The 19,701-nt window shown below is 43.3% G+C and carries 11 protein-coding genes; 7 read left to right on the top strand and 4 right to left on the bottom strand.

Features of this window, described 5'->3' with window-relative positions; all coding sequences use genetic code 11:
* The first annotated feature begins 26 nt into the window (after nt 1–26).
* The 7 genes from ACTJKG_RS06480 (at nt 27) to ACTJKG_RS06450 (ending at nt 13,811) form a co-directional block, all read left to right on the top strand.
* Entirely contained in the window at nt 27–1,124 is a 1,098-nt protein-coding gene (locus ACTJKG_RS06480; RefSeq protein ID WP_172333146.1) for a bile acid:sodium symporter family protein, read from the top strand.
* 205 nt (nt 1,125–1,329) lie between these two features.
* Entirely contained in the window at nt 1,330–3,486 is a 2,157-nt protein-coding gene (locus ACTJKG_RS06475) for a GH92 family glycosyl hydrolase (RefSeq protein WP_172333147.1), read from the top strand.
* 234 nt (nt 3,487–3,720) lie between these two features.
* Nucleotides 3,721–5,322: a DUF6377 domain-containing protein gene (locus ACTJKG_RS06470; RefSeq protein ID WP_440738689.1), complete on the top strand. Its 1,602-nt coding sequence runs from the start codon at nt 3,721–3,723 to the stop codon at nt 5,320–5,322.
* A gap of 423 nt (nt 5,323–5,745) precedes the next feature.
* Complete coding sequence (locus ACTJKG_RS06465; RefSeq protein WP_440738688.1) at nt 5,746–8,889, top strand: SusC/RagA family TonB-linked outer membrane protein; 3,144 nt, start codon at nt 5,746–5,748, stop codon at nt 8,887–8,889.
* 10 nt (nt 8,890–8,899) lie between these two features.
* A complete protein-coding gene (locus ACTJKG_RS06460; RefSeq protein WP_440738687.1) occupies nt 8,900–10,738 on the top strand; it encodes a RagB/SusD family nutrient uptake outer membrane protein in 1,839 nt (612 codons plus the stop codon).
* Nucleotides 10,739–10,901: 163 nt separating this feature from the next.
* Nucleotides 10,902–13,013: a glycoside hydrolase family 97 protein gene (locus ACTJKG_RS06455; protein WP_172333150.1), complete on the top strand. Its 2,112-nt coding sequence runs from the start codon at nt 10,902–10,904 to the stop codon at nt 13,011–13,013.
* A 216-nt stretch (nt 13,014–13,229) separates the two neighbouring features.
* Entirely contained in the window at nt 13,230–13,811 is a 582-nt protein-coding gene (locus tag ACTJKG_RS06450) for an RNA polymerase sigma-70 factor (protein ID WP_172333151.1), read from the top strand.
* Nucleotides 13,812–13,903: 92 nt separating this feature from the next.
* On the opposite strand, the gene ACTJKG_RS06445 is transcribed toward ACTJKG_RS06450, so the two are convergent.
* The 4 genes from ACTJKG_RS06445 to ACTJKG_RS06430 are packed head-to-tail and all read right to left on the bottom strand — an operon-like array spanning nt 13,904 to nt 19,612.
* On the bottom strand, nt 13,904–16,699 hold the full coding sequence (locus tag ACTJKG_RS06445; RefSeq protein WP_440738686.1) for a M16 family metallopeptidase: 2,796 nt from the start codon (nt 16,697–16,699) through the stop codon (nt 13,904–13,906).
* Between the two features lie 13 nt (nt 16,700–16,712).
* Nucleotides 16,713–17,861 carry a redoxin domain-containing protein gene (locus tag ACTJKG_RS06440; RefSeq protein ID WP_440738685.1) on the bottom strand — a complete coding sequence of 383 codons (1,149 nt, stop codon included), beginning with the start codon at nt 17,859–17,861 and terminating at the stop codon, nt 16,713–16,715.
* Nucleotides 17,862–17,900: 39 nt separating this feature from the next.
* Entirely contained in the window at nt 17,901–18,425 is a 525-nt protein-coding gene (locus ACTJKG_RS06435; RefSeq protein ID WP_172333154.1) for a hypothetical protein, read from the bottom strand.
* Nucleotides 18,426–18,433: 8 nt separating this feature from the next.
* A complete protein-coding gene (locus ACTJKG_RS06430; RefSeq protein ID WP_440738684.1) occupies nt 18,434–19,612 on the bottom strand; it encodes a redoxin domain-containing protein in 1,179 nt (392 codons plus the stop codon).
* Nucleotides 19,613–19,701 lie beyond the last annotated feature (89 nt).

Genomic DNA, 19,701 nt, shown 5'->3' with positions numbered 1-19,701 from the left:
ATCGAAATACATTGAATAATTTTAATATGTATAAAATTATAGCGGGGTTATCAGTGATATGCCTGCTTATATCAGCCACACTTTTTTTTCGTGGAAGTATAGAACAATCCGGCCCTTTCCTGATCGCGTTTTTTGTGACGCTAGCCATCTCGTTCCGGGGCTTTAAGCAGCTCAAAGGCTTTTCTTATACGCTCATCATCTTCGCGGCGGTTACCACGGCTTTATATTACCCGCAGCATTTTATACAGGTAGGCGGGTTTAAACTGGCTGCCCTTATAACGCCGCTTATACAGCTCATTATGTTTGGTATGGGTACGTCCATGAGCATCAAGGATTTTGCCGGTGTTATCAAAATGCCCAAGGGGGTATTTATTGGGGTATTCAGCCATTTTTTGATCATGCCTACGCTGGGTTTCACCCTGGCTAAACTAAGCGGTTTCCCGCCAGAGATTGCAGCAGGCATTATTTTGATTGGCTGCTCACCCAATGGTATGGCCTCCAACGTGATATCGTACCTGGCAAAAGCTAATTTGGCCTTGTCAATCACCATTACGGCTGTTTCAACTATGCTGGCGCCGTTTTTTACGCCTATGCTCATGAAATTTTTAGGCGGTACCTTTATCCAGATAGATATGTACAAAATGATGTGGGATATTACCAAAATGGTCATACTACCTATAGGTGCTGGTATTTTGTTTAATAAATACCTGCTTAAACGAGCCAAATGGTTGGAATATGCCATGCCCATGGTATCCATGTTCGGTATAGCCTTCATCATCGTGATCATCACGGCTGCGGGCAGGAGCAGTTTGCTCAACATCGGTTTTATGCTCGTTTTGCTGGTGCTGATCCATAATCTGATGGGTTATACGCTGGGCTATTGGGCCGGCCGCCTATTTAAAATGGATGAACGCGACTGCCGTACCATGGCCATTGAAGTTGGGATGCAAAACGGTGGACTCGCATCAGGACTGGCGAAAGAAATGGGTAAGATAGCTACGGTTGGCCTGGCACCGGCAGTGTTTGGTCCGTTGATGAATATTACCGGCTCCTTACTGGCTAATTACTGGCACCGTAAACCAATCGCGCCATCAGCCGTAAAAGAAACACCAGTGGTTGTTTGATCCATTAAATATTCCAATCAGATCGAAAATAAAAGCCTGTAAATTTTAATTACAGGCTTTTTATTTGACCTTTAAATAGCACAGCTCGAAATTCAAAGAAAGCTAATATTAAAAGATAAAGGAAGAAGATGCATATATTATTGTTTCATGTAAAAGAATAATTGCAACTTTAAACTATTCATCTGGTCTACCTATTTTTAAAAGAATGAGAAATTTTGCTAAAAGCTTTTTATGCGTAATACTGATCATACCGCTTGCATCTTCTGTTAGTAAAAGTCAAACAACTACGACTTACACAAAGTATGTAAATACATTTATCGGTTCGGAGGGAGTTACCGACCCTAAGATACTGGGTTATGAGTTGCCAAAGGGTTGGCGAGCTTGGTCGGGACTTACCTTTCCAGGTAGTTCGTTGCCTAATGCTATGGTGCAATTGAGTCCCATGACAAAGTTTCAACCCGCCGGTGCCGGATACGAATATGAAGATTCGGTTATTGTGGGCTTTACGCATACCAATAAAGGCCATTGGAATTTGGGCAATATTCCTATTCTGCCGCTTTCAAATCCGGGGGGCCAATTTGGTTCGAGGTTTTCACACAAAAAGGAAAGTGCTTCTCCCGGTTTTTACCAGGTATACCTGGATGATTACCATGTCAATGTAAGTTTAACATCTACATTAAGGTGCGGCTATCATAGGTACGAGTATAAAAACAATGCCAACAGGCAAATACTTTTTGACTTGTCCAAAGCGCTTAGTCACCCGTCAACATGGAAAATTGAACAGGTTGGAGATTTTGCTTTACAGGGTTTTCAGGGCGGCGAAAACGTTTATTTTTATGCTATACTGAATACCAAAATTGAAAAATTAGAAAAGAAGGATGAGGGCGAGCGTACAGGTTTCGCCATAGTGCATTTGGCTAATGGTAACACAGGTTCGGTTGAACTTAAAATAGGCTTGTCATTTGTAAGTGTCGAAAACGCCAAACAAAACCTGGAAAAAGAAATAGGCGGTAAAACATTTGAAGCTGTTCGGAAAGAAGCAAACCAGCAATGGGAAACTCTATTGTCATCCATCCAGGTAAAAGGCGGAACTGATAAACAAAGGCAGATGTTTTACTCTTGCATGTACCGGTCATTTCTGTGGCCGGCATTACGTAGTGATGTAAACGGAGAGTTTAAGGATATCAAAAATAATATCGTAAAAACGGGCATTATCTATTACACTGAACCATCGTTATGGGATACCTATCGAAATAAGGATGTGCTGTTAGAGCTTATCAGCCCAAATGTTACGCTTAATGTTATTAAATCACTGAAAGATAAAGGCGATAAAACAGGTTTTATACCCACTTTTTTTCATGGTGACCATGCCACGTCTTCTATCGCAGGAGCTTATCTACGGGGTATTGATGATTTTGATATTAAAGGCACTTACCAGTTACTGTTAAGAAATGCTAATGTAGAGGGTGGAACCCGCCCGTTTATAACTGAATATATCAAAAAGGGATATATCTCCGACCCGGACATCGCTGCACCTAACGTAGAAACCAAGGGCAAAGCCGGCGTATCAAAAACGTTAGAATATTCTTATGATGATTATTCTGTTGCCCAGATCGCCAAAAAATTGGGCGATACCGTTAATTACAGAATATTGATGGCCAGATCCAAAAACTATAAAAATGTATTTGATCCATCAACGAAATTTATGAGGGGACGGTTAGAAAATGGGGATTGGGTAAAGAATTTCAATCCTCAGTATCCTTATTATGAATATATGTACAGGGAGGCAAATGCCTGGCAGATATCTTTCTTCGCTCCTCATGACATGCCGGGCTTGATTAAGCTTTATGGCGGATCAAAGAATTTTGAAGCTAAACTGGATTCGTTTTTTACCGTGCCATGGAACCCTCATTACATTGCCCGGAATGTAGAAACTATGGTAGGGCAATATTGCCAGGGTAACCAGCCCGACCACGAGGCGCCTTTTGCCTATTATTTTGTTGGCAAACCCTGGAAATCACAAAAGATCATTGACCATATACTGAATAATTTATATGGCATGGGTAGTAATGGATTGGAGCTTAGCGGCATGGATGATGCAGGTGAAATGTCGGCTTGGTATGTGTTCAGTGCATTGGGGCTTTATCCATTTTCGGCAACCGATCCGGAATATATTGTGACTGTACCGCTTTTTGATGAAATAAAATGGAAAACCAGTACGGGGAAAATAGTAACGATAACCAAACCAGGGAAGGGGAGAGCCTTAACATCTATAAAAATAAACGGAAAGGAAAATAAAGGCTACTTTGTGCCCAATAGTTTGTTTGCCAATGGTGGTCATATCAATGTGATCACAAAATAACGGTAAATTGAATTGATGAAAAAAGGAAATATTCAGCACTGGATATTTCCTTTTTTCGTTAAGCCCATTCTTTGACAACGGGGCGGTTTTTCTAATAATTGTGACCTACCTTTTGTGCCTGATTGATTTTTTCCATTTTTTGATAAGGATGTGAGTAATTGCTTACTTATATTAGTCTGCTATTTATAGTTCAACTAATTATAACCAACCCTGGTCACTCTTAAACTTATTAAAATGAAGGCGTTTATTGTTAATGCATGGCTTTTACTTATTGGCATAAGCGCTGCATTGGCGCAGCAACTTGATCCCGAGATAGCCCGCTTAAAAAATTATATCGATCAAAAAACGGTTTATGATGCCCGCAAGCAGCAAAAAATAGATGAATTGCAGGTACAACTCGATAAAGCGGCCCCACTTAATCTGCAGCTGCGGTTTGATATTTATTCCAAACTGTATGATGAGTATAAAAGCTTTAATTACGGCAAAGCCTTTAACTATGCCCAAAAGTTGCAGCAGATGGGTACCGCTATTAATGATCCTACAAAAATAGCATACGCCAAGGTAAAAATGGGGTTTATCCTATTATCATCGGGCATGTTTAAGGAAACTTTTGATACACTAAGGTCTGTAAAACTGGCTGGTTTGCCTCGGTCCGTTAAAGAAGAATATTACCTGCTTACAGCCCGTACCTATTATGATTTAGCCGATTTTGACCGGGATAGCTTTTACACCAGTATTTACAACAGCAATGGTAACCAGTATATTGATTCGGCCACCCGCTTATGTGATCACACTTCGTTCGAGTATATTTATTATAACGGACTGAAGTACATTAAATCGGGTGAATTGAAAAAAGCCGTGCAAAATCTGCGTTTACTGATTGATCATCAACACCTGTCCGATCACCAGTATGCGGTAACCACATCTACGCTTAGCGATATTTACATTCAGCATAACAAACCCGATAGCGCTGCAGCGTTACTGATAGGGGCTGCAATTGCCGATATCAAATCATCAACCAAGGAAGCAGCCGCCATGCTTAACCTGGCCCAGTTGTTAGATAAAAGGGGTAATACCGATGATGCATACCTGTTTATTAAACAGGCAATGGATGATGCCGTTTATTATGGTGCCCGCCAGCGCAAGGTTCAGGTAAGTGCTATTTTACCGGTTATTGCCAGCGCGCGCATCCTTTCTGAACAGGGACAGAAACGGGCATTCATGTTCTACTCCCTGTTGTTAACACTGTTTGCGGTAGTGGTGGTGGTTTTTATTGTGATCATATCCAAGCAATTAAAGCGAATAAAAGCGACGGATAAGTTGCTTGTTGAGGCCAATGCTAATCTGCGGCACACCATCGAAAAATTGAATGAAGCGGAAAAGATCAAGGAGGAATACATCGGGTATTATCTTAACATTATATCCGACTATATGAACAAGCTGGAGCGTTTTAAAAACTCCATCGAACAACGACTTACCACGCGTAAATTTGATGATATAAAATTGCTAATCAGTAACATCAACCTTAAAAAAGAGCGCGAGGAGCTATTTAGTAATTTCGATAAGGCTTTTTTAAAGCTCTTCCCCAATTTTGTAACGGAATTTAATAACCTTTTCCCTACCGAACATCAAACCCATCTGCTGCCAGATCAGCTTTTAAACAGCGATCTGCGGATATTTGCCCTGGTGCGTTTGGGTATTAGCGATACCGATAAAATAGCCCGGATCTTAGAGTACTCACTCAATACTATTTACAATTACCGCACCCGCATCAAAAACAAATCGTACGATCCCGATGGTTTCGAAGCTCACATCATGGGCATTAACGCGGTGTAAGGGCTTTAATACCTTGCATTTCGTTATATCTCATTTATATTTTTACTACTCTGTATGTTATAAATATATCTGATTGTCAGTAATTTATAATTATATTTTCTTAATAAGGGTTTATATTCGTAGTTCAGTACCTTGCTTTGACCGCAAATACTACCTCTCTTTGAATCGGCAGACCGGCAATGGTGTTTGGCGCTAATATGCCGTCTGCATACACCAATTTAAAAACCAATTTCATGAACATGCATAAAGGCACAACACATCTGCCAGGCAGCTGCGCGTACTCAATTTTGCAATGCTGGTTTCCGAAGCATTGGTATGCGGCCATATCGTCCGCCTATCTGTCATCTGCATAAAATAAAGCGAACCCCATTAGTATTTATCCTTAATTAATTCCAATGAGCACAAACCTTAAACCCAAACATTATGTATAAAAAACAACTACTCAAAAAACTGCTTATCAGCCCCTTATTTGTGTTGCTTTGCATAGCCGCAATGGCGCAGGGCATATCAATAAAAGGTAAGCTCACAGACGAAAGGGGCCTGGCGCTTCCCGGGGTTTCTGTAGCTATTAAGGGCACTACGCGGGGGACCCTAACCGATGCCGAAGGTAACTACACCATATTAGCCGGCAATCGGGATGTACTGGTGTTCACTATGATAGGATATGGCAGACAGGAAGAAACGGTTGGCAATCGTGTCAATATCAGCATACAGCTTTCACCAGATCCACACAGCCTTAACGAAGTAGTGGTGGTGGGTTATGGTACCCAGCGCCGTAAAGACCTTACAGGCTCTGTAGGATCGGTAAAAGGCGAAGCGTTCAAGAACCAGCCTATTACAAATCCTACAGATGCGTTACAGGGGCGTATAGCAGGTGTCGATATCGTTAAAAGTTCAGGTGCGCCTGATGCTACGCCCAGCATTGTGATCCGCGGTTTAGCATCGCTTAACCAACCTGCGCCGCTTTACATTGTAGATGGAGTGCGTGTACCCGATGGTAATAACATCAATGTACAGGATATTGCTACTATTGATGTACTTAAAGATGCCAGCTCAGCCGCTATTTATGGCGCTGCAGCAGCCGGTGGTGTTATTGTGATCACCACTAAAAAAGGCACTTCGGGTACGCCTACCATTAATTTTTCTGCACGTTATGGCATTACCAAACCCAAGCTGATCAAGCTATTGGATAAAAATGATTTCATTAAGCTGGAAAATATTGTCAATCCAACTTATTTCCAAACATCTCCCGGAACCCCAAGACCAGGTATTGATACATTGGCCAATACAGATTGGGTAAAAGCGATATATGATAATGCTTACGAGCAAAATTATAACGCCTCGGTAGCCGGATCTACTCCTGTAGTAAATTACCTGGTATCGGGGTTTTATAACAATCAGAAGGGTATTTACATCAAAAACTCATCGCGCATTGGTGGTGCACGTGTAAATACCGATCTGAAACTTTCCAGCTGGCTGAAAGTAGGCGAACAGTTGGCGTTGTCGCAGCGCAGCACATCGCCACCTGTAGGTACCGAGGCTCAGTTGCATAACGCGCCGTTCCGCACATTACCTGTAATACCCATTAAGGATCGTTTTGGCAAATTTGGCACCGTACCTCAAGGCTACGGACAGCTATCGCAATTTGGTGGACCTAATCCTGTAGGCAGCGCATTCTACGCTACAGCTAATAACCAAAAGAACAATGTTCAATCAAACGTATACGCCGAAATTACCCTGCCGTATGGTTTTAGTATCAGGAGTAATTTTAGCTACAATTACTACCTGGAAAACCAGGATTATTTCCAGGACGCGTTTACCATTGGTAAAACAAGTTCATCAACTAATTCACTTACCAAATATTTTATCCAAAGCACACAATTCCTCAATAATGATGTGCTGAGCTGGAATAAAACTTATGGTAAGCACAATCTGAGCGCGGTAGTCGGTTACGAAGTGATCGACAATAAGTATAACATGGTTAACGCCGCCGAAACTTCTATCGGCTTACCGGGTTACTCGTTTATTCAAACATCAGGCTCAAACCTGTCTATCGCCGGTAAAACGGATAACAATGGTCTCATCCGTTCGAAATTCGCCCGTTTAAACTATAACTTCAATAGTCGCTACTATCTGTCGGGATCTATCCGCCAGGATGCCAACTATACCGTGTTTGGCCCCGATAAGCAAAAAGGTCGTTTCGCCGCTGGTTCTGCCGGATGGAACATTAGTGAAGAGGAATTTTTTAAACCATTACTACGGGTAATTAATAACCTGAAATTACGTGGTAGCTATGGTGAGTTGGGTAACAGTACCATTCCTGCATACTTATACGTATCGGCCTACAACCAGTTTAATGCTACCAATGGTATTGCCTCTGGTGCGCAGAACTTCTCGCAGGGCGGTCCGCTGATCATCGCAAATTCGGTGAACGCTATTCCCAACCCCGATCTGCATTGGGAAACCATTCGTGAAACCAACGTCGGTTTAGATGGTGAAGCCCTGGGCGGTAAAATATATTACTCAATTGAATACTATAATAAGAACACCGATGGTATGTTGTACAACATCAATCTGCCATTAAGCACCGGTTTTACCGCACCATACATTGCCAATGTGGGCAAGGTAAACAATAGGGGCTGGGATATTTTACTGGGCTATCGTAATACTTCCGGTAAATTTGGATACGACATTAGCGTAACCGGTGGTTTCAACAAAAACAAAGTAGTTAGCCTGAGCGGCCTGGCAACAGACGCTATTTATGATGGTATTAACTACTATAGCATAGGTGATGCGGGCTTTAACATGATGCCTAACCAAAATCTAACCATCACCAAAGCCGGTCTGCCATTTGGGTCATTCTATGGTTACAAAGTACAGGGCATGTTTCAAACAGATGCCCAAGCTGCTGGTAGTCCGCAGGGAAGCACTGCTAAAGCCGGTGACTTGATATATGAAGACTTTAACCACGACGGTAAGATCACTGCGGATGACCGCCAGGTATTGGGTAATCCTAATCCGAAATTGGTTTACGGTGTCAGTGCCCGGTTTAATTATAAGGGCTTAGACCTTGCTTTGTTATTCAACGGTGTACAAGGCATAGATCTGTTTAACGGGGTTAAGGCGTATAAACAGTTTCCGTTTGCTGATGGTAATACTACCAGCCAGGTATTTAATGCCTCGTATCTGGGATCAAACGGGTTAACCAGTCAGCCACGTCTTGGCGTAAAGAATCCTGACGGCACTTTCACGCTCGATCCTAATAAAAACTACCAAACCGTGAGTAGCTATTTTGTGGAGAACGGTAGTTACCTGAAGCTAAAGAACGCGCAATTGGGCTACACATTTAGCAATAGTTTATTAAGCAAGCTGAAAATTAAGAGTGCGAGAGTATTTATTATGGGGAATAACCTGTTCACCATTACCAAATACAGTGGCCTTGATCCCGAATTGGGTTTCGCAGCCTCTCAGCTTGGTTACTCGGGTGCTACTACGCGCGGCGTAGACGCAGTATCACAGTACCCGCAAACCCGTATCTATTCATTAGGCCTTGATGTTAATTTTTAATTGAAGAGTCATGACAAAGAAAATATATCTATCCATATTAGTGGCAGCGGCTCTTACAGCAGGCTGCAAAAAGGCACCGCTTAACGCAAGCGACCCGTCAAAATATTCAACAAGCAATTACCCGGCATCGGTTGGCGACCTGCAGAGTGTGCTGGCAGCCAGCTATTCAAACCTGCGCGATCAGAACCTGTTCGGTTTCAACCTGTTGCCAAAGGCACTTTCGAATGCTACGCATACCGCCAATTCAGCTTATAGTGGTGATGCTGGCTGGAACGAGATGGCCAATACTAACCTCAGTGTTACTAATTCTTACTCCACCGGCGCATATACCTCGCTGTTCACCGGTGTGAAAAATTGCAATGTTACACTGGCTGGCGCCGATTTGCTGACCAAGAAGGGCGGCCTCTCATCCGATGATGCAAACAATGTGAACTACATACGCGGTCAGGCATATTTTATGCGCGCATTTTACTATATGTGGCTGGAATGCCTCTTCGGCGAAAGCTATGTTAGTCCCAGTGCCGGCGGCGATAAAATGGGCGTGCCTATCTACAACGGTATTCCAGCCAGCCTGGCCGAAACTCAGGTACCCCGCGCTACAGCCCGTGCGGTATGGGATTTTATAGAAAGTGACCTGAAACAGGCCGCGACACTCCTGAAAGGTAAAACCTGGACTGGTGTTGATGTAGGTCGTCCTACTGAGTGGGCCGCAAAAGGTTTACTGGGCAAAGCATATGTATACACACAGGATTGGGCGAATGCCAAAACCACACTGAATGATGTAATACAGAACAGTGGTAAAACACTGATGCCCTTTGCCAAATATGCCGACTCCTTTGATGGCAACCCTGCTAATGAATTTAACGAGGAATCGCTATTTGAATTAAATGTTGACCCTGATGGCAAGGGTAATGATTACGGTATTTACGGCGGTAAGGCGGCTAATGCCACCACCATTAACGGCCTCATATGGCCTGCCTGGGCATTGGGCGATGATGGTACCGAAGGTGCCGCGCAGCCTTTGGGCTATGGTAACGAAGTAGTTCACGACCGTAATATCCCTCGTTTTGGTTTCAGCATAGGTTATTATAATTTGGTTAATAATCCTGCATTTGATAACTCAAAACCGGCCAGCTATAATAATCCTAAACAGGTGATGGATCCGGCTTACCGTACACAGGCCCTGGCTGTGCGCGCCAACAAAACTGCCGACCCGCGGTTGTTTGTAAACACTGTAGAACCATGGATAGATCAGGTGAAGCCCAATGGTTCTACGGTTTACCCAGCCTCAAAACCTAATTTTTATGCGGGGCAGGTAAATACCTATGGTTTTAGCTTCCGCAAATACTCGCCGGTAAATTATAATGTTAACAGCCCATCGCAACTGGGCAATGCCAGTGCCAGCGGCCCGGCCGATGCCTGGAATATTTACCTGCTGCGTATGGCCGATGTTTATCTGCTATATGCCGAAGCCTGTAAAGGTGGCGGCGACAATGCTAATGCGCTGGAATATCTGAACAAAGTAAAACGCCGTGCTTACAGTTATCCTATCAATGGCGCTTCACCCGTAGATTACGCATCACTTTCAGCCCCTACCGCAGCCATCGGCGACCCGGTATTGGGCAATAATCCACTTTACTACGAGCGTTTCGCCGAATTGTTTAACGAGGGCTACTGGTGGTTTGACGTTTGCCGCTGGCGCATTGGTAAATCGGAAGCGACTTATTACGGTACGGCACTTAATCTGAACGGAGCTATCAAATGGGACGATAACAAATCGTACACATGGCCAATTCCGCTGGCCGAGATTAACAGTAACAGCAAAATAAAACAAAACCCGGGCTATTAATAATCAATTGATAGGGGGGCGGGGCCTACAACCTGTTCCCCTTTTTTGGAAAAACTTTCTGTCGAAATTTCAAGTGATGTATCCTAAAGCACCATCTATGAACTGTGGTTAATGACCGCACGTATCTTGCTGTTGGAAAGCCTGATCACTAAATAAAAAACTAATGAAAAGAATATTTATTTGTATACCCTACCTGTTGCTGATGCAGCATATAACCTTTGCACAGGAAGATAAAATGGCAGAAGCCACTATGGACAAAGTGAAGTTGCATGTGCAGATGCAAAATGATGGGCGCCCAACATATGATGTGATTTATAACAACAAACAATTCATCAAAACATCGGGCCTGGGTTTTGAATTGGCCGATGATAGTACCTTTTACAAGAATTTTAAATGGCTGGGCAGTGATACCAAACAGGTAGACGAAACATGGTCGCCGGTTTTGGGTGAGGTGAGTAAGATACGTAACCACTACCAGCAACTGACTGTACATTTACAGCATCAGGGTGGGCAACAGCGTTTGCTGGATATTGTGTTCAGGGTGTTTGCAGATGGAGTTGGTTTTAGATATGAATTTCCGCAACAGCCCAATCTCGGTTATTTTATTATTACAAACGAGCGTACCGAATTTGCACTTGCTGGCGATGATAAAGCGTTTTGGATACCGGGCGATTATGACAGCAACGAATATCTGTACACCACATCAAAGATCAGTCAGGTGGATAACACGCAGATTGTAAAAAATGCCACTGATATTGCTGTTCGTACAGCTCCAGATGCTAAAGCGGTACAAACTCCATTGATGCTGAAGAGTGATGATGGGCTTTACATTAACATCCACGAAGCGGGATTGATGAACTATAGCGCTATGCAACTGCATGTGGATAACGTTACTTACAAACTAACTTCGGCATTGGTGCCCGATGCGGTTGGCAACAAAGCCTATTTAAAAGCACCTGATCATACCCCCTGGCGCACTATTATTGTGAGTGATAAAGCGGCAGATATCCTTTCGTCAAAAATGATCCTCAACCTGAATGAGCCATCGCGCATTGCCAATACATCGTGGATAAAACCTATGAAATTTGTGGGTGTATGGTGGGAAATGCAAACCGGAAAAAGTACATGGAGCTATGCCAAAAATGCCGATGATAAAGATGCGAACGGTAAACTTATCCCGAGCGGACAGCATGGGGCAAATACGGCTAATGTAAAACGCTTTATTGATTTTGCCGCGCAGAATGGAATCCAGGGTGTATTGGTTGAGGGCTGGAATGTGGGCTGGGAGGACTGGTTTGGTAACTGGAAGGAAGATGTATTCGACTTTGTGACCCCATATCCCGATTTTGATGTGGCGGATATTCAAGCTTATGCAAAGGCAAAAGGTGTACAGATGATCATGCATAATGAAACATCGGGTTCGGCCACCAATTATGAGCGCCGCATGGATACCGCATTTGGTTTTATGAATAAGTTTGGTTACACATCAGTAAAAACAGGTTACGTTGGCCGGATTATTCCGCGGGGCGAGCATCATGATGGGCAATGGATGGTGCAGCACTACACCCGTGTGGCACAAAAAGCGGCCGATCATGGAGTAATGCTTGATGCTCATGAACCAATGCGACCTACAGGCGTGCAGCGTACTTATCCAAATTGGATAGCCAGCGAAGCCGGCCGGGGTAATGAGTACAACGCCTTTAGTACCGGCAACCCACCCGAGCACGAAACCATTATGCCCTTCACACGATTAATGGGTGGCCCCATGGATTATACACCTGGTATTTTTAAACTCAAAAATTACTCTTCTAACCCCGAAAGGCAAGTGCATACAACCCTGGCCAAGCAATTGGCACTTTATGTAACCATGTATAGTCCGTTGCAAATGGCAGCCGACCTGCCCGAAAACTACCAGGCACATATGGATGCATTCCAGTTTATTAAAGATGTGGCGGTTGATTGGGACGATACCCGGATATTAGAAGCCGAACCTGGCGACTACATCACTATAGCCCGCAAAGCCAAGGGAACTGGTGATTGGTTTATAGGAGCCATAACTGATGAACAGGCCCGCAGTACCGCATTCCCTCTTAATTTTTTGGATAAAGGACGGAGCTATGAGTGTATCATTTATGCCGATGCTGCCAATGCCGATTGGAAAAACAAACCCGAGGCTTATCAGATAAAAAAGATAAGAGTGGATTCCAATTCAAAATTAAATATAAAACTGGCTCCGGGTGGGGGAGCGGCCATTAGTATTAAGTTGCTGAAGTAGATATCTCCATCATCACAGCCGATTATAAGACATTCGTGTTGATATCGAAGTTTAGGTCAGGAAAATCAGACAAGGTATTAAACCATGTGGAAAGTATCAAAGCTTTCCTGAAAACAAGATTTGTTAGAGGGAAAAATATAAGAATGCCATTATTTGCGGATAATTAACAACGATTTAACAAAATATTTAGTTATTTTTAGCATTGTTGATTATGCCATGGATGATATAAGTGCTTTTCCTGACCATTCTTTGTCCGAATTGTTAAAATCGGGTAGTCATGAAGCTTATAATGAAATTTACAAGCGTTATTTTGGCTTAATGTTCATTGACGCGTGCAAACGGACGGCCAGCAAGGAAGATGCGCAGGACATAGTCCAGGAAACGTTTATTAATCTTTGGAACAGGCGGGAATATCTTGATCCGGAGAAAAGTATCGCCGGTTATCTCTACGCGGCCATGCGCAACAAAGTTATCGACTGGTTTACCCATCAGGAAGTAAACTCCAAACACATTAATTCCTTCAAGGCATTTTATGAAACAGGCACTTGTATTACGGATCATGCTATTCGTGAAAAACAGCTGGCCTCTATCATCGAACGTGAAATTGATGCCTTACCTCCACGAATGAGAGAGATATTTATTTTAAGTCGCAGGGCAAATCTCAGCCATAAACAAATCGCCCAACAGCTTGATCTGTCTGAGCTTACTGTTAAAACCCAGGTAAAGCATGCACTTAAAATTCTACGTATCAGGCTTGGGCTGGTGGTATTTATTGCTATGCTTATAGGCGTTAAATAATAGCGTTTTCTATATCCTGAAAATATCTGAAAAAAGAATAGCGCTGTTTGCACAGCGCTATCGGGTTAAAGTAGAAGGGGACAAAAAAGCTTTTATTCTGCGGTTTTTTCCGGTAGTAACTGAAATGTGATCATGTTAGTGCCTGATAGAAATACCTGTGCGGCTTGTTTTAATGATGCTGCATCTATTTTTTGCAGGAGTTTATCTGTATCGAGTGCCTGGAGCACATCTTCATTGTTTTCATATTGGTTGAGGAGGTAATTCAGCCAGAAACCATTGTCCTTTAAAGCCAGTTCCACATTTTTTTCATACTGGGCTTTAAATTTTTGTACATCTTCTGCATCCGGACCTTTCTCCTTTAGAATATTCATTTCCTGCTCAACCATGTTTACCAGGTGGTCGGCATTTTGCGGGGCGCAGCCAAAGGCTACCGTAAGGGCAAAGCGGTTATGCGGATATTTGTTATAGCTGGTTTGTACCTGCGGGCTGTACACCTCGCCTTCGGCTTCACGCAGCTGTTGCAACACTTTGATCTGCAATACATCTCCTAAAGCTTTTAACTGCAGGTTGGCCAGTGGGCTATACGTATAATCACCGCTGAATACCAGTTGTACAGTAGCCTTATTCTCGGTGCCTTTGTATACCTTTTTTACAATAAACCCGGTAGGGATATGAATGCCAAGATCACGGGGTTTGATATGCTGATGCGTAGCTGGCAACGAACCTAAATAAAGCTCCAATAGTGGTATAATGCTCTCTGGTTTAAAGTTGCCAACAAAAACAAACGTAAATCCGGAGGCATCGGCAAAACGCTCCTTATAAATATTATAGGCGCGCAGCAAGGTGATTTTACCAATACGGTCTGCGGTTGGTGGAGCCGAGCGGTAATTATAATTGCCTAATACATAACTAACGGTATCTGCAAATACATTTGCCGGACTGGCATAGCGATTAGTTAAACCGGCAATGGCATTATTAATAGTGTTTTTAAACATCAGTGTATCCTTACGGGGGGCGGTAAACTGTAGGTAAGTTAATTGCAGAGCGGCTTCCAGATCCTGAGGCGCAGCACCTGCCCTGATGGTTGATGCGCGACCTATAATGTTAGCTGATGATGAAGCTACTTTGCCAGTAAAAAGATTATTAAGCTGTATCATGCTAAAGTCACCCAAACCCATCCTGTTCATGATGCCGCCCGCATTTGATGCCACATCATAGTCGGTATGTTCATATAGTGATGTGCCACCGGGTGCAAATGCTCCATAAATGATCTGATCATTTTTGAAATCGGTAGGTTTCAGGATTACGTTTACGCCGTTGCTGAGGGTTAATTTGGTAATATTGAGCTGCGTAATATTTTGTTTGCTAATTACTTTACCAGCTTTGGGTTTCACAGAAAGCAATGGCTTTGTTATCTCATCTTCTTTAAAAGGTTGAAGATTTTCTTTGCTTACTTTAGTTATCCAGCTTTGCACGGTAGCAGAATCGGGTAGGGAGGCCCTGTCTTTTTCTGGGGCTGATACCAGTACATCCACGTCTTTTGATGCTAAATACGCATTCATCAGCGTATTGATATCATCCAGTGCAATGGCATTGATATGGTCTTTGGTGAATTGATATTCCCAAGCAATACCTGGTGAGGCTTCGCTATTTAAAAATAAACGCTGATATTCCTTTACATAGCTGGTTGAAGGAGTTTTGCCTTGTTCATTTACGCTGTTTTGAAGACCACGCAGATAGCTTTGTTTAACACGGTCAAATTCGGTTTTTGTAAAGCCATAACGCTTAATTCTTTCCATAACCCGCCAGGTTTGTGCAAAGCTTTGCTCCAACCTGCCATCTTTAGCTGATACGCTAAAGCTCAGCATGTCCACATTTTTTAATACCCCGCCAATGCCCGCGCTCATACCGGTAAAGGCAGGGTTGCTTTCGCGGCTTAACTCCGCCAGTCTGCGGTTACTCAGCAATTGGTTGAACAGGTTTTGTTTGATCGAGATGATATAATCTTGCTCGGTTTTTAGTTCCGGGGCCTGGTGTTTCATCATGATCTCCAGATCGGTTGTAGTTGCTTCCTTATCAGTAACGATCATGAACTGGCTTTTGCCGGTTAAGGGGACATCATATTGCGTACGCGCCCTTTCATTCTGAGGATTTTTAAGATCGGCAAATTTTTCTTTAACCAGCTTTTCGGCTTCGTTTAGATCTACATCACCTACAATGATCAGTGCCTGCAGGTCGGGACGGTACCAGTCATGATGAAAGCGTTTGATCACCTCAGGTTTAAATTTGGTTAATACCGCGTCGGTACCTATGGGTAGCCTGTCGGCATAGCGGGCATGGTTCAGCAACATGGGCAAGTATTGTCTCGACATACGGTCCTTAGCACCTTTACCCAACCTTTCTTCTTCCAATACAACGCCTCGTTCTTTTTCAATTTCGGTAGGATCTAAAGTAGCCTCCTGCGCCCAGTCGCGCATTATGCGCATACCGTTACCAAACATGGCAGGATCATCGGTAGGGATGGGCAACTGGTAAACTGTTTCGTCAAAACTGGTATAGGCATTCAGATCAGCGCCAAAACGAACGCCGGCTTTTTGCAGGTAATCAACCAGATTATTTTTCGGAAAGTTTTTGGTGCCGTTAAAGTTCATGTGCTCCATAAAATGAGCTAAACCCTGCTGATCGTCGTCTTCGAGCACTGAACCTACTTTATTAACGAGGTATAATTCTACGCGTTTTTTGGGTTGCTCATTATGACGAATATAATAAGTAAAGCCATTGGCTAGCTTGCCAGTGCGCACAGCCGGATCTAAGGGAATGGATTGCGCCCAGGTTGCGTATCCGGTAAAGCTGAGAGCGGTGATTAGTATCAGTTTTTTAATATCCATGGGGAGGAGGCGTTTAATTATTTAGTATTTTGCTGAGTTGCTTTTCGAGGTCTCCATCACGAAGACTACGGGCGATGATCTTACCATCCGGGGCTATCAGGAAGTTTTGCGGAATACCACTTACACCATATAAGGTTACCACGCTATTGGTTTCATGATCAAGGTCGGCAACATGTGCCCACGCAGTTAAGTGGTCATGGTTGATGGCGTTATGCCAGGCTTTCTCGCGTTGCCGTGTATCCAGCGAAACGCTCAATATCTCAAACCCTTTTTTGTGGTATGTATTGTACGCTGCCACTAAATGCGGATTGTCGGCACGGCAGGGGCTGCACCAGCTTGCCCACAGATCAAGCAATACGTATTTGCCTTTAAAGTCAGATAGTTTTACGGCATGCCCGGCCGTGTCCAGCAGGGTAAAGTCTGTAGCCAGGCTACCGATAGCGCCCTTGGTATTAAAGGTAATGGCATCTGTTATCCTTTTGTTAAACTGCTGCCCATCCTCACTTGCTTTAATATTTGAGGGCAGCATATCAAAATAAGGTTTCAATTTCTGGCCATCAATACTATGACCGGTGCCAGCTAACTTCTGAAGTGCGAAAAATGCCACCGGAGATTTGGGGTGTTGCTTGATAAAGCCACCGTATATTTTATCCATAAAGCCCTGCTCAAAAGCATACTGCTTGGCGTAGACATTGTTGGCGGTAATGGTATCTTTTTGTTTCAGTAATTCATAAGCTTTAGTTTTAAGTGCCTGGTTTTTATCCTCGTAAGGTTTAGCTGTTGCGGTTAATGTTTTATAGTCATTATACCCGGCAGGGCCGCTTATGGTGATATCATGAAACTTTTTAGTGTGTGTTACCATTGATGTTCCCGGTGATAGGAACAACAAGGCCATGCCATCAGGCTGTATTTGCTTTGTTGTTCTCATATTGTAGGTCATGAGCACGGTTGGCTGTCCCACTTCTAAATAACCTTTCAGGCGGTAAGCATGGTTGGTTACTTCGGCGCTGTCGATAATCTGTTTAAAGCCTTGTGAATGCACAATGTATACCATTGGTACATCAATGCTGTCCAGTTTTCCCTTGATCTCAAAGTTGGTTTTGTTTTGGGCCAGGCCCAAAAAAGGGGCCGCCATAAGCAGCACTCCAAGTAGTTTTTTCATGATAGTTTTTGATTACGGAGCGATCAATAATAGGTAACATTAATTGCTTTTTTGTTTATCATATACCAGTTTACCGGTTAGCTCCGATTCGCCGAATTTGAGTTTATAATCAATGGTAAAAGTTTGCAGATCGGGCGAGATGGTATAGGTTTTAACGCTTGGCGGCATCAGTCCTTTTGGGTTATCCAGAGTAGCCGTAACGGTATGGTCGTTTATCCATTGAATAGATAATTCGCTCCTGGATATAGTAGGAATCTCATTGATGACCGCATTGCTGTTTAGTTGAGAAGGTTTTCCATCAAACCGGATGATAGCCTTAGTACTTTCGGTTGAATCACCACTCTTGATCGTGAGCTCGTTGGCTGTTTGATCAATAGTAAGTACCTGTACTTTTTTAGCGCTCGCGGCGGTTAAGCGACCAAAGTCGCTTTTATTTTCGTTTAAATGCCACATACCTGCAAAATTTGCTTTTTTGGTTTGCCCTGAAGCGCTATAATTTATCAGGGAAAGGCAAGCCATTAATATTAAAGCCGTTAGACCTTTGTGTTTTATGATGATTTTCATTGTCATTATTATTTTAAGATGGAAGCTAATTTGGTATGCAGATCTTCGCCGCGCAGGTTGGTAGCAATAACAACGCCGTTAGGGTCGATCAGGAAGTTTTGCGGAATAGAACCCACGCCGTACAATTGTGCAGCCTGGTTTTTCCATCCTTTGAGGTCAGATATCTGTGTCCATGGCAGGGCATCACTTGCGATAGCCTTGAGCCAGCTGGCTTTGGCCGATTCTGAATCAAGAGAAACACCTAATACAGTAAAGCCTTTGTCTTTGTACTTATTGTAAGCCTTCAAAACGTTCGGATTTTCCTGCCGGCATGGTAAGCACCAGCTGGCCCAAAAATCAACCAGTACGTATTTTCCTTTAAATGATGACAGGCTAACTGGCTTATCATGAATGTCATTCTCGGTAAACTCAGGTGCTTTACTACCTACAGGTATCTTGCCCGTTTCTACTTTTTGTTTAGCCAGGGCCGCTTTCATCATCGAGTCGCGCATTACAGGTATGTGGGCAATGGCCAAACCTAACTTGTCGGTTTTAACGTGGTTGGGCAACTGTTGTATCAGGGTGTCCTGAGCCGCGCCGCCTACATAGCCAGATAACAACAGCGCATAAGTAGTAAAGGGGCTTACCCGGTTATTCGGGTTGTTTCTAACAAATGTGTACATGTCAATTAACCCCTTAGACCCTAATAAGCGGGATCTTTTTAATACATCGGCCTGCAGCGTTTCGTTGGTTTTGTATTCCTCACTGGCTGCTATCCGTTTGAGTTCTTCTTTTTCCTTTACAACACCATTGCTTATTTCAATTACCTGATTTTGAGCCGCAGCAGCCGAGCCGGAAAGAGTGAACTTTTTAAGTGTGCCATCTGAAACTATATTCAGTTCGCCTTTGTCCAGATAAAGGGTAAGGTCTTTGGTTGGATCTGTTTTAATTGCAGTGCTAATAGTTACCGCTACGGCTTCATCAACGGTGAGCTGCCCTTTAAACTGATACCCGTTGTTTTTTACCTCGGTACTATCTATGTGTTTTCTTAATGTTCCGGGTAAAAGTTCTGTCAAATACAATTTAGTGGGTGCAGGGGAGAGGTTTTGTAGTTTGCCATTAATAATGAATGGCTGGGTTTGTGCTATGCCTTGTAAATTGGCTATGCACAAGCCTGTGGTAAACAGAGCGATGATCTTTGCTTTCATGATGAATTTTGTTATTAAAAAAATAAGAAGGATCGATAAACCCAGCAGGGCCGGGTTGGGCCCTGCTGAAGTGTTATTTCAATAGAGGT

Source organism: Mucilaginibacter sp. 22184, from assembly GCF_052045695.1.
Lineage (GTDB): Bacteria > Bacteroidota > Bacteroidia > Sphingobacteriales > Sphingobacteriaceae > Mucilaginibacter.
This window is presented reverse-complemented; position numbering and strand designations above follow the sequence as displayed.